Annotated in this window: 11 protein-coding genes; all 11 read right to left on the bottom strand. The window is 65.3% G+C overall.

The window, feature by feature from the left end; all coding sequences use genetic code 11:
- The coding region (aspS, locus tag VMJ11_RS27825; protein WP_325623798.1) for an aspartate--tRNA ligase at positions 1–1,734 on the bottom strand (1,734 nt) is incomplete at its 3' end.
- Between the two features lie 76 nt (positions 1,735–1,810).
- Positions 1,811–2,452: a DUF502 domain-containing protein gene (locus VMJ11_RS27820; protein ID WP_325623796.1), complete on the bottom strand. Its 642-nt coding sequence runs from the start codon at positions 2,450–2,452 to the stop codon at positions 1,811–1,813.
- 73 nt (positions 2,453–2,525) lie between these two features.
- A complete protein-coding gene (locus VMJ11_RS27815; protein WP_325623794.1) occupies positions 2,526–2,900 on the bottom strand; it encodes an FmdB family zinc ribbon protein in 375 nt (124 codons plus the stop codon).
- 297 nt (positions 2,901–3,197) lie between these two features.
- Positions 3,198–3,848: a methyltransferase domain-containing protein gene (locus VMJ11_RS27810; protein WP_325623792.1), complete on the bottom strand. Its 651-nt coding sequence runs from the start codon at positions 3,846–3,848 to the stop codon at positions 3,198–3,200.
- 105 nt (positions 3,849–3,953) lie between these two features.
- Positions 3,954–5,531, bottom strand: a complete 1,578-nt coding sequence (ubiB, locus tag VMJ11_RS27805; protein WP_325623791.1) for a ubiquinone biosynthesis regulatory protein kinase UbiB — start codon at positions 5,529–5,531, stop codon at positions 3,954–3,956.
- An 18-nt stretch (positions 5,532–5,549) separates the two neighbouring features.
- Positions 5,550–6,185, bottom strand: coding sequence for a ubiquinone biosynthesis accessory factor UbiJ (locus VMJ11_RS27800; RefSeq protein WP_325623800.1), 636 nt, complete (start codon positions 6,183–6,185; stop codon positions 5,550–5,552).
- 193 nt (positions 6,186–6,378) lie between these two features.
- A complete protein-coding gene (locus VMJ11_RS27795) occupies positions 6,379–7,401 on the bottom strand; it encodes a Tim44-like domain-containing protein (protein WP_325623789.1) in 1,023 nt (340 codons plus the stop codon).
- A 36-nt stretch (positions 7,402–7,437) separates the two neighbouring features.
- The gene (ubiE, locus tag VMJ11_RS27790; protein ID WP_325623787.1) at positions 7,438–8,169 is read right to left on the bottom strand and encodes a bifunctional demethylmenaquinone methyltransferase/2-methoxy-6-polyprenyl-1,4-benzoquinol methylase UbiE; all 732 of its coding nucleotides are present in this window, start codon (positions 8,167–8,169) and stop codon (positions 7,438–7,440) included.
- 103 nt (positions 8,170–8,272) lie between these two features.
- Positions 8,273–8,704 (bottom strand): DUF971 domain-containing protein, encoded by a 432-nt coding sequence (locus VMJ11_RS27785; protein ID WP_325623786.1) that lies wholly within the window; start codon positions 8,702–8,704, stop codon positions 8,273–8,275.
- A gap of 68 nt (positions 8,705–8,772) precedes the next feature.
- Complete coding sequence (locus VMJ11_RS27780) at positions 8,773–9,204, bottom strand: HIT family protein (RefSeq protein WP_325623785.1); 432 nt, start codon at positions 9,202–9,204, stop codon at positions 8,773–8,775.
- A 42-nt stretch (positions 9,205–9,246) separates the two neighbouring features.
- Positions 9,247–12,855, bottom strand: a 3,609-nt coding sequence (locus VMJ11_RS27775; RefSeq protein WP_325623783.1) for an FAD-binding oxidoreductase, incomplete at its 5' end; no start/stop codon positions are given.

The raw sequence follows: 12,855 nt of genomic DNA, 5'->3' as shown, positions 1-12,855 counted from the left end.
GCTCGGCGCCTGCGTGAGCAGACACTGGGCGCGCTGCGTCTTCGGGAACGCGATCACGTCGCGGATCGAATCGGCGCCGGCCATCATCGTGACGATGCGGTCGAGACCGAACGCAATACCGCCGTGCGGCGGCGCGCCGTACTGCAGCGCGTCGAGCAGGAAGCCGAACTTCGCGCGCGCTTCCTCCGGACCGATCTTGAGCGCGCGGAACACCTTGCTCTGCACTTCCTCACGGTAGATACGCACCGAGCCGCCGCCGATTTCCCAGCCGTTCAGCACCATGTCGTAAGCCTTCGCGAGGCAGCGGCCCGGATCCGTTTCGAGGTATTCCAGGTGCTCGTCCTTCGGGCTCGTGAACGGGTGGTGCGCGGCCACGTAGCGGTTTTCTTCCTCGTCGTACTCGAACATCGGGAAGTCGATGACCCACAGCGGCTTCCAGCCCTTCTCGACGAGACCGTTGGCCTTGCCGAACTCCGAATGGCCGATCTTCAAGCGCAGCGCGCCGAGGCTGTCGTTCACGACCTTCGCGCGGTCGGCCGCGAAGAAGATGATGTCGCCGTCTTGCGCGCCGGTGCGCTCGAGGATCGCGGCGATCGCGGCGTCGTGCAGGTTCTTGACGATCGGGCTTTGCAGGCCGTCACGGCCCTTCGCCACTTCGTTGACCTTGATCCACGCGAGACCCTTCGCGCCGTAGATGCGCACGAATTCGGTGTAGCCGTCGATGTCGCCGCGCGAAAGCTCGCCGCCCTTGGGCACGCGCAGCGCCGCGACGCGGCCGTCCTTCGTGTTGGCCGGTGCGCTGAACACCTTGAAGTCGACGTCCTTCAAGGCGTCGGTCAGCTCGGTGAACTCGAGCTTCACGCGCAGGTCCGGCTTGTCCGAGCCGAAGCGGCTCATGGCTTCCGAGTACTGCATCACCGGGAACTTCGCGTCGAGCTCGACGCCGATCGTTTCCTTGAACACGTGACGCGCCATGTCCTCGAACAGGTCACGAATTTCCTGCTCGCCGAGGAACGAGGTTTCGCAGTCGATCTGCGTGAATTCGGGCTGACGGTCCGCACGCAGGTCTTCGTCGCGGAAGCACTTGACGATCTGGTAGTAGCGATCGAAGTTCGCGACCATCAATAGCTGCTTGAAGAGCTGCGGCGACTGCGGCAATGCGAAGAACTGCCCCGCGTTCACGCGCGACGGCACGAGGTAGTCGCGCGCGCCTTCCGGCGTGCTCTTCGTGAGCATCGGCGTTTCGATGTCGATGAAGCCGAGCGAGTCGAGATACTTGCGCACGGCCATCGTCACGCGGTAGCGCAGGCGCAGGTTGTGCTGCATCTGCGGACGGCGCAGGTCGAGCACGCGGTGCGTGAGGCGCGTGGTTTCCGAGAGGTTGTCGTCGTCAAGCTGGAACGGCGGCGTGACCGATGCGTTGAGCACGTTCAGTTCATGGCACAGCACTTCGATCTTGCCGCTCGTGAGGTTGGCGTTGACGGTGCCTTCCGGACGATTGCGAACGACGCCCTTGACCTGGACACAGAACTCGTTGCGCACGCCTTCGGCGACCTTGAACATCTCCGCGCGGTCCGGATCGCAGACGATCTGAACGAGGCCCTCGCGATCGCGCAGGTCGATGAAGATGACACCACCATGGTCACGGCGGCGCTGTACCCATCCGCACAGCGAAACAGTTTGGCCCAGCAGCTGTTCGGTCACCAGACCGCAGTATTCAGATCTCATCGACATGATGTTCGTCTTTCGTTATGCATAGAGTGAACGGGACGCCTCGCGCTGCATTTGCAAATGCGCGCGGCGCCCGGTGTTACAGCGGAGGATCGATGGGGCGGCGTGTATGGGTGGCCGGCGCGACCACGCCCATCGAGACAATATACTTGAGCGCGGCGTCGACCGTCATGTCGAGCTCGACCACCTCGCTCCTCGGCACCATCAGGAAGAAACCCGACGTGGGATTCGGCGTGGTCGGCACATACACGCTCACGTGTTCTTCCTTCAGGTGGTTCACCACGTCGCCGCCCGGAATGCCGGTGAGAAACGCGATCGTCCACGAGCCCTTGCGCGGGTACTCGATCAGGAGTGCCTTGCGAAATGCGTTGCCGTTGCTCGAAAGCAGTGTATCGGAAACCTGCTGGATGCTGCCGTACAGCGGACCGATGATCGGAATCCGGCGCACCAGCGCATTCCACCACTCCACGAGCTTCTGCCCGATGAAGTTGTGCGTGAGCAGGCCCACGACGAAGATGAACGCGAGCGTGAGCACGGCGCCGAGGCCCGGCAGGCGCACGCCGAACACGCGCTCCGGCCGCCACGACTCGGGCAGCAGAAGCAGCGTCTGGTCCATCGTACCGATGACGAGATTGAGCACCCAAAGCGTAATGGCGAGCGGCACCAGCACCAGCAGGCCAGTCAGGAACACCGATTTGAACGTCGCTTTCTTGATCGTCATGTACACCGCCATGCGGGCCGCGCGCGGCGCGGCAATCGCGCAGCGCGATCCGCAGGAATCGCGCCGCAGGTTTTCAGGTCGAGGCTGCCGTGCTGCTCGTGCTGGTCGCGGCGCTCGCAGCAGGGGCGGCTGCGCTCGAACCGCTCGAGGCGCCCTCGCCCGTCGGCTTGCTGCCCTCGGACGACGCCGAACCCTCGCCGGACGCCTTGTCCTTCGCGCCGGTCGCCGCAGCGCTCGCGCCGTTGCCGTTGCCGTTGCCATTACTGCCGCCGCGGAAATCGGTGACGTACCAACCTGACCCCTTCAGCTGAAACCCGGCAGCGGTAACCTGTTTGCGAAACGCGTCCGCGCCGCAGCTCGGGCACTGCGTCAGGGGCGCATCACTGATCTTTTGCAGCACGTCCTTGTCGAAGCCGCACGACTCGCAGCGATAAGCGTAGATCGGCATGATCTCTATCCTGAAGAAAATCTGATAATTGCTTGCAAAGCCTTGAATTATAGCCGCAAACCAGGCTCCCCCCTGGCATTTACCGGAGTTGGGTGTCCTGCAGGGAGGGGCGGAGGAAGTTGCGGCCGCCGCAGAGCAAATGCGGGCGGCTTGTGCGCGCATCAAGAGCGCGCGCCTGTCTGCGCATGCGCGCGCGGTGATGAGCGCGTCGCGCGAGCGTGAATCACGCGGTCTGGATACGGCCTGGTTGCGGCCTGGAACCGGGCTGGACGAGGACTGGAGCGACCCGAGCGCGGCTCAGGCGCGCGACGGCGCGGCGTCGTTGCGGCGCCACACGAGCCAGCGCTCGCGCCCGGCGAACACCGGCAGCGAATCGACGACGGGCTGATCGTCCACGAGCGTGAAGAATGGCGTGAGCAACGCATCGAGTTCATCGCGCGCGATCGCGAACGGCGGCCCCTTGGGCGTCTCGCCGATGAAGAAATAGCCCGCCAGCAACGCACCCGGCTGCAGCAGTTCGGCCATGCGCTGCGCGTAGCTTGCCCGGAGCTTTTTGGGCAGCGCGCACAGGAACGCGCGCTCGAACACCCAGCCGGACGCGAATGGCGGCGTGTAAGTATAGAAGTCCGCCTGTTCGACCACGCCTGAATACTGCCCGAGCGCTGCGCGCGCGTTCGCGACCGCGGCCGGTGCGAAGTCGATAGCGCGCACGGTGCGGCCGCGTTCGGCCAGCCAGCGCGCCTCCCACGCGTTGCCACAGCCCGGAATCAGCACGGCGGCGTCGGCGTGTGCGGCGGCGAAGGCCTCGAATTCGCGCTGCACGCCCGCCTGATCCCACGGCGTGAAGCCGCGCTCAAAGCGCTCGTCCCAGAACGAGGGCAATGCCGGGTCGCGGGTTTCGAACTCGGGTGCGTCGCCCGGTTGCGGTGGCACGTTTGGGTCGCTCATCGTCTCACTCCTTGTCTTGTCGGGCCGCGGGCCCGCTCAGCCAGGCACTGCAGTCATTCACCGCAGTCAGCCATCGCAGTTAGCCGCCGCAGTTAGCCGCCGCAGTCAGCCGCCGTAGGCAAACGCAAGCCACACGCGAGCCGCCACCATGCCCACGCCCACGGCAACGCCGAACACCAGCAAGCCCTGCAGCAGGCGGTTCGTGCGCCGCTGCTCGGCAAGCATCTGGCGGATCGTCTCGTCGTTGGCGAGGTGGCCCGGCTCCTGCCGGTGCAAGAGCGCCTGATGCACGAGGCGTGGCAACTGCGGCAGCGTCTTGCTCCACTGCGGCGCCTCGATCTTGAAGCGCTCGTACCAGCCGCGCAGGCCGATCTGCTCGGTCATCCAGCGTTCGAGATAGGGTTTCGCCGTTTTCCAGAGATCGAGCTCCGGATCGAGCGAGCGCCCGAGGCCCTCCACGTTGAGCATGGTCTTTTGCAGCAGCACGAGCTGCGGCTGGATTTCCACGTTGAAGCGGCGCGAGGTCTGGAACAGGCGCAGCAGCACCTGGCCTAGCGAGATGTCCTTGAGCGCCCGGTCGAAATACGGCTCGCACACGGCACGAATCGCGCTCTCCAGTTCTTCCACGCGCGTATGGGGCGGCACCCAGCCCGACTCGATGTGCAGCGTCGCCACGCGGTGATAGTCGCGCTTGAAGAAGGCGAGGAAGTTCTGCGCGAGGTAGTTCTTGTCGAAGTCCGAAAGCGCGCCGACGATCCCGAAATCGAGCGCGATATAGCGGCCGAAATGCGCCGGATCGAGGCTCACCTGGATGTTGCCGGGGTGCATATCGGCGTGAAAGAAGCCGTCGCGGAACACCTGCGTGAAGAAGATCTCGACACCCTCGCGCGCAAGCTTCGGAATATCGACGCCCGCCGCGCGCAGCTTGTCCACCTGGCTGATCGGCACGCCGACCATGCGCTCCATCACGAGCACGTTGGGCGTGCTGAACTCCCAGTACATCTCGGGCACGAGCAGCAGATCGAGCCCCGCGAAGTTACGGCGCAGCTGGCTGCCGTTGGCGGCCTCGCGCATGAGGTCGAGCTCGTCGTGCAGGTATTTGTCGAACTCCGCGACCACCTCGCGCGGTTTCAGACGCTTGCCGTCGGCCCACAGGCGCTCCGCCCATACGGCGATGTCGCGCAGGAGCGCGAGGTCGGAATCGATCACCGGCCGCATGTTCGGGCGCAGCACTTTCACCGCCACCGGCTTGCCCGCATGCTGACCCGATTTCACCTTGGCGAAGTGCACCTGCGCGATCGAAGCGCTCGCCACCGGCACGCGCTCGAATTCGTCAAATAGCGTGTCGACCGGCGCGCCCAGCGACTTTTCGATCAAACCGATCGCGACGTTCGAGTCGAACGGCGGCACCTGGTCCTGCAGCTTCGCGAGCTCGCTGGCGATGTCGGGTGGCAGCAGGTCGCGGCGCGTCGACAGCACCTGGCCGAACTTCACGAAGATCGGACCGAGGCTCTCCAGCGCGAGGCGCAGCCGCACGCCGGGCGGCTCGTCGAAGCGGCGGCCGATCGTGGTGATGCGCAGAAGCAGGCGCACACGCCGGTCGTTGATCCGGCTCAACATCATCTCATCGAGACCGAATCGGATGACAGTGAAAAAAATCTTGAGGAAACGCAGAAAACGCATGTCTAGAAGGCCTGTTGACTAGCGCGAGCCGCGCGGCGCAGAGGTCTGGCTCGCGCCCTTGGCCTGTGTTTTTTGTTCGATTCGCTCGATGCGCTTTTCCACGCGCGCAAGCGCATCGCGTGCGCGCGACAGCTCCTCGTTGAAGCCGTCGAGCTCGGCGCGCCGCACGAGCTGCGGATTTTCGTCGAGCAGATATTCCGTCACCGAGCCGAGCACGTTGCGCCCGGTGCGCAGCGCCTGCTCACTGGCAGCGCGAGCGAGCGACGCGACGCGCGAAGCCGGCGCGTCGCCGATCAGCTTCGCGAGGTCCTCTTCAGGCTCCCAGCGCAGATGCTCGGCGAGCTTGCCGATGATCTGGGCGAATTCGGCGTCGCCCTCGATCTTCACGTGCTTCATCACAGCCGGCTGGCCACCCTGGAGGAACGACGACAGCGCGGGCGCCGGCAGCGAGAGCGTGACGTCGACTTCGCCTGCATCGTAATCCTCGACGGCGCCCAGATAGCCGTCCGGCTGCACGAGCAGCGTGAGCATGACGGGCGGGCAAGAGAGCCGCGCCGTCTTGCCGGCATAGGGAGCGAGGCGATCGCGAGCCCACGTTTCGCGGGCGAGCAGGTGATTGACGGCAGCAGCAAAGGGCTTGGCGGCGAGAGTCATCGGCATGGAAAGAGAAAACCCGCCCGGGCACAAGCCCGAGCGGGTTCCTATTGTAGCGTTCGAGCCGCCGGATCGCGCCGCCGACCGACCCGGCGCGGCGGCTGGGCCTGGCCACACGCCTTGATAACAATCAGATCGCGCAGCGCCCCGGCTTAGACACAAGCCGGCTTTCCCGCTTCGGCGCCCGAGTGCCTCAGTGAGATTCGACCTGCTGGATGCCCGCGAGCAACCAGCCTTCGCCGGAAGTGCGCGACTTCGAGAGATTCCAGATTTCGACGAACGGCTCGGCCGGCTCGCCCATGCCTTCGCGAATCAGGCCGGAGAAACGCACGCTCGCGAGATGTTCGCTGGCGCGCTCCTCCACGCCGAGCAGATCTGCGTTGAGCTGCACGACGTCGGTCTGGTTCGGCTGCGCGCCGCGGCCCGCGAGGTCGACGCGGATCTCGGCGAACATTTCGGGCGTCGTGAACTCACGGATGTCGTCCATGTTGCCCGCGTCCCACGCAGCCTGCAGCCGCACGAAGTAGACCTTCGCGTTGCGCAGGAACGCCTCGGTGTCGAAGCCCGCGGGGATGGAACCAGCGGCGACCGGCTGCGTGTCGATATTCGGCGTGCTGAGCGGATTGGCTTCGGGCGCGAGGTACTTCCCCGCAGGCGGCGCGGTGTAGCTTGGCTCCTGCGGCTGGTAGCCACCCGCCTGGTTCAGGCTGCTCGACGTCGAGTAGCCGCCGCCCGTCGAGTAGGCCGGTTCCGCCACGCGACGGCGGTTCATGAACTTGCGGATCAGCCAGATGGCGACGAAAGCGATCAGCGCGATCACGATCATGTTGGCCATCATGCCGGCGAACGCCTCGCCAAGACCGAAGTGCGAGAGCAGCGCCGCGATGCCGAGGCCAGCGGCGAGGCCCGCGATCGGTCCGAGCCAGCGATTGCGTGCCGGTGCGGGTGCGGGCGTAGGTGCCGGCGTAGCGGGCTTGGCGCCTGCCTGCTGCGCGGGGTTCGTGGGACTCGGCTGGGACGGCGGCGGCGTAGTGCTGCGCTGCGAGGCCACCGAAGACTGCTTGCCGATGCTGCGGCCGCCACCCATACGGCGGGCCTCCGCATCAAACGACGCGAAGCTGCCGGCGACCATCGCGCCGACCAGGGCCAGCACACCAATTCGTCTGGCCCACGGTGATGAAAGCTTTATGGAAGCATTGATGCGGGGCTCAGACATGGCGGAAATTCCTTTAAAGACAGCGAGTTAAGAACACTAATACTTTGTGCCGACGTGTAAGGCTACCACGCCAGCTGACAAATTGTAATATTTGACGGCGTCGAGGCCGACTTGTTCCATCATCGTCTTCAATGTTTCCTGGTCCGGATGCATGCGGATCGACTCCGCGAGATAGCGATAGCTGTCCGCGTCCTGGGCAAAGCGGGCGCCGAGCCACGGCAGCACCTTGAACGAGTAGACGTCGTACGCCTTCTTGAGCGGCTCCCAGACCTTTGAGAATTCGAGCACGAGCAGCCGGCCGCCCGGCTTGAGCACGCGGCGCATCTCGCCGAGCGCGGCGTCCTTGTGCGTCATGTTGCGCAGCCCGAAAGCCACGGTCACCACGTCGAAGTAGTTGTCCGGAAACGGGATCTTCTCCGCGTCGCAAAGCAGCGCCGGTGTGATCACGCCGTGGTCGAGCAGCCGGTCGCGGCCCACGCGCAGCATCGACTCGTTGATGTCGGTGTGCCAGACCTCGCCGGTCGGGCCCGCCTTCTTCGCGAACGCCATCGAAAGGTCGCCGGTGCCGCCCGCGATGTCGAGCACCTTCGCGCCCGGTCGCACGTTCGCCTGGGCGATCGTGAACGCCTTCCACGCGCGGTGCAGCCCGCCCGACATCAGGTCGTTCATCAGGTCGTAGTTCGAGGCGACCGAGTGGAACACGCCGGCCACCTTCTTCGCCTTGTCCTGTTCGTCGACTGTCTGATAGCCGAAGTGGGTTTTGCTCATCGCGCTGGTCCTTTCGCGGGTCTCACCCGGAGCGGGTCCGGGTCGGGTCTGTTGGTGTGCGCCGCGACGGCGCCGCGGCGGGGCAGGATCGTAACAGGAAGCGTCAGTGGCAGTGGCCGTGCGCGGCACCCGCGCCACCGTGAGGCGCCTGCGCCGCCATCGGCGCGTCGCGATCGACGCCCGCCGCCTTCAGTCTGGCGAAATAATCGGCCCAGAGTTCGTCCTGGCGCGTGGCCAGCTCGTAGAGCTGGTCCCACGAGTAGATGCCCGTGTTGTGGCCATCCGAGAACGTGGGCTGCAGCGCATAGTTGCCGACGCCCTCGAGCGCCGTGATCGCAACCTCGCGCTTGCCGGTCTGCAGCGTTTCCTGGCCGGGGCCGTGCCCGCGCACCTCCGCCGAGGGCGAATACACGCGCATCAGCTCGAAGGGGATGCGATAGCTCTCACCGTTCGCATACTGGAGTTCGAGCACGCGCGAGAGCGCGTGCACCACGACGCCGGTCGGCACCGGCGTATCCGATTTCAGTCCACTCATGATCATCCCTGCTGTTCGCCGTCTGGCGTCACTTGCACGACGAGGCCCGCTGCCCGCTCATTGCAAGCTCAGGCCTGCGCCTGCTCCATTTCCTGGCGCACCGCATCGCGCAGCAGCGTGGCCTGCGCGCGGCGCTGGCCGAGCATCGCTTCGGACACCGTGCGCTGGCGCGGCGACCAGACCGACATGGGGAAATGCGCGTCGTTGGTGAAGCGCGGAATCACGTGCCAGTGCACGTGCGGCACCTGGTTGCCGAGGCTCGCGAGATTCACCTTCGATGGCTGCATCACACGGCGCAGCGCACGCTCGACCGCGTACACCGCCCGCATCAGATGCTCCCGGTCGGCTGCGCCGAGGTCCGAGAATTCCGCGACATGGGCATTCCAGATGACCCGGCAAAAGCCGGGATAGTCGGCCTCGGCAGTCGCGAGCACGACGCGCATGCGCTCGTCCTGCCACAGCACGTCGCCGCCTTCCTCATTGCAGAATACGCATGCCATCGTCGTCCCCGAACCCGTGTCACGGAAAATTGAGCGCTGCCATTAGACCAGCACGCGCTCGATTCCGCCATTGTTCGCCTTCTGAACGTAGTCCGCCATCCAGTTTTCGCCAAGCACGTGTCGGGCGATTTCCACCACGATGTAGTCGGCCTCGATGTTGGCGTCCTCGTTGTACCGCGACAGACCCTGGAGGCACGACGGGCAGCTCGTCAGAATCTTGACGTCCTGCGTCGTACCCTGGCCGCCCGCTTCCTGCTGCGTAGCCGGCTGCACCCCGTTCGCGCCATTGCCGGTGATCGGAATGCCGCGCAGCTTCGCCGCGCCCTTGCGGATTTCCTCTTCCTTGCGGAAACGCACCTGCGTGGAAATATCCGGGCGCGTCACGGCCAGCGTGCCCGACTCGCCGCAGCAGCGATCGTTCTTCTCGATCCGGTAGCCGTCCTTCTCGGCGCCCATGAGCTCGTTGACAAGCTTGACCGGGTCCATCGTCTTGATCGGCGTGTGGCACGGGTCGTGGTACATGTAGCGCGTGCCCGTCACGCCATCGAGCTTGATGCCCTTCTCCAGCAGGAACTCGTGGATGTCGATGATGCGGCATCCCGGGAAAATCTTCTCGAATTCATAACCGGCGAGCTGGTCGTAGCACGTCCCGCACGACACTACCACCGTCTTGATGTCGAGGTAGTTGAGCGTGTTCGCCATGCGGTGGAACAGCACGCGGTTGTCGGTGACGATCTGCTCGGCCTTGTCGTACTGGCCCGAGCCGCGCTGCGGGTAGCCGCAGCACAGGTAGCCTGGCGGCAGCACCGTCTGCACGCCCGCTTCCCAGAGCATCGCCTGGGTGGCGAGGCCCACCTGCGAGAACAGGCGCTCCGAGCCGCAGCCGGGGAAGTAGAACACCGCTTCCGAATCGACGTTCGTCGACTTCGGGTTGCGGATGATCGGCACGATCTTGTTGTCCTCGATATCGAGCAGCGCGCGCGCCGTCTTCTTCGGCAGGTTGCCCGGCATCTTCTTGTTGACGAAGTGGATCACCTGCTCGACCACGGGCGGTTTGCCGGTGGTTGCGGGCGGAAGCGCCGTCTGCTTCTTCACGACCTTCTTGAGCAGGTCGTGGCCGAGGCGCTGCGCCTTGTAGCCCACGCCCATCATCGCGGTGCGCGCGAGATTGATGGTCTGCGGGTTGGTGGCGTTCAGGAAGAACATGCCCGCCGCATTGCCCGCGTTGAACTTCTTCTTGCCCATCTTGCGCAGCAGGTTGCGCATGTTCATCGTCACGTCGCCAAAGTCGATCTTGACCGGGCACGGCGTCACGCACTTGTGGCAGACCGTGCAGTGGTCGGCCACGTCGTTGAACTCGTCCCAGTGCTTGATCGACACGCCGCGGCGCGTCTGCTCTTCGTACAGGAAGGCCTCGACCAGCAGCGAGGTCGCGAGAATCTTGTTGCGCGGGCTGTAGAGCAGGTTCGCGCGCGGCACGTGGGTCGCGCACACGGGCTTGCACTTGCCGCAGCGCAGGCAGTCTTTCACCGACTCGGCGATCGCGCCAATATCGGACTGCTGCATGATCAGCGACTCGTAGCCCATCAGGCCGAACGACGGCGTATAGGCGTTGCGCAGGTCCGCGCCTTCGAGCAGCTTGCCCTTGTTGAAGCGCCCTTCCGGGTCGACGCGCTGTTTGTAGGCGCGGAACTCGGCGATCTCCTCTTCGGTGAGGAATTCGAGCTTCGTGATGCCGATGCCGTGCTCGCCCGAAATCACGCCGTCGAGCGAGCGCGCGAGCTTCATGATGCGCGCGACCGCGTGGTGCGCGTCCTGCAGCATCTCGTAGTTGTCCGAGTTGACCGGAATGTTGGTGTGCACGTTGCCGTCGCCGGCGTGCATGTGCAGCGCCACGAACACGCGGCCGCGCAGCACCTTCTTGTGGATGGCCTGAGCTTCGTCGAGGATCGGCTCAAACGCCCCGCCGTTGAAGATCTGGCGCAGCTCCGCGCGGATCTCCTGCTTCCACGAGATGCGCACCGTGCGGTCCTGGCTCACGTGAAAGACGGTGGCGTCGGGCTGCACGTCGACGCGGTCGGCGAACTTCTCCGCGAGCGCCTCGTAGCCGAGCTGCACGAGGTAGTGCTGCGCCTCGCGCAGCGGCATGTCGAGCTTCTCGCCCACGAAGGTCCAGCGCTCACGCACACGCTTGAGCAGGTCGAGCGCCTGCTGCACGCGGTCTTCGAGCAGTTCCGCCGAGGGGATTTCGTTGGCGTCGTCGGTCTTGCCGAGCGGCAGCTTGCCTTCCTTGAAGAACGCTTCGAGTGCGTCGACGAGCTGCAGCTTGTTCTTGATCGACAGCTCGATATTGATGCGCTCGATGCCGTCCGTGTACTCGCCCATGCGGTTGAGCGGGATCACGACGTCTTCGTTGATCTTGAACGCGTTAGTGTGCTTCGCGATCGCGGCCGTGCGGCTGCGGTCGAGCCAGAAGCGCTTGCGCGCCTCGGCGGACACCGCGACGAAGCCCTCGCCGCTCTTGCCGTTGGCCATGCGGACGACTTCCGAGGTGGCGGCGGCCACGGCATCGGCGTCGTCGCCGACGATGTCGCCAATCAGCACCATCTTCGGGAACGCATTGCGCTTGCTCTTGGTCGCGTAGCCCACGGCGCGCAGATAGCGCTCGTCGAGGTGCTCGAGGCCGGCGAGAATCGCGCCGCCCTCTTTCGAAGTCTCGAACAGGTAGTCCTTGATTTCGACGATGCTCGGAATCGCCTCGCGCGCCTGGCCGAAGAACTCGAGGCACACCGTGCGCGTATGCGCGGGCATCTTGTGCAGCACCCAGCGCGCCGACGTGATGAGCCCGTCGCAGCCTTCCTTCTGCACGCCGGGCAGGCCGGCGAGGAATTTGTCGGTGACGTCCTTGCCGAGGCCTTCCTTGCGAAAACGCTTGCCCTCGATGTCGAGCGACTCGGTGCGCAGCAGCTTTTCGCCCGGCGCGTATTCGCCGTCGAACCAATTCAGCTCGAAGCGCGCGACCGCGATGTCGTGAATCTTGCCCATGTTGTGGTCGAGACGCGTGACTTCGAGCCAGTTGCCTTGCGGATCGACCATGCGCCACCAGGCGAGATTGTCGAGCGCCGTGCCCCACAGCACGGCCTTCTTGCCGCCCGCGTTCATCGCGACGTTGCCGCCGATGCACGACGCGTCGAGCGAAGTCGGGTCGACGGCGAACACGAAGCCCGCGGCGTCCGCGGCTTCGGTCACGCGGCGTGTGACCACGCCCGCGCCCGAAAAGATCGTTGCCACCTTGCGGTTCACGCCCGGCAGGTCGGTCATCTCGACCGGTCCGAGCTCCTCGAGCTTTTCGGTGTTGATGACGGCCGAGAACGGCGTGAGCGGCACGGCGCCGCCCGTGTAGCCCGTGCCGCCTCCGCGCGGAATCACGGTGAGGCCGAGTTCGAAGCAGGCCTTGATGAGGCCCGCGATCTCGGCTTCGGTGTCGGGCGTGAGGACGACGAATGGATATTCCACGCGCCAGTCGGTCGCGTCGGTCACGTGCGCGACGCGCGCCATGCCGTCGAAGCGGATGTTGTCCTTCGCCGTGCGCTTGCCAAGCACCCTCGTCGCGCGGCGGCGCAGGTCGGCCATCTTCTCGAACTCGCCCGC

The organism is Paraburkholderia sp. (assembly GCF_035501035.1).
In the GTDB taxonomy this organism is placed as follows: Bacteria; Pseudomonadota; Gammaproteobacteria; order Burkholderiales; family Burkholderiaceae; genus Paraburkholderia.
This window is presented reverse-complemented; position numbering and strand designations above follow the sequence as displayed.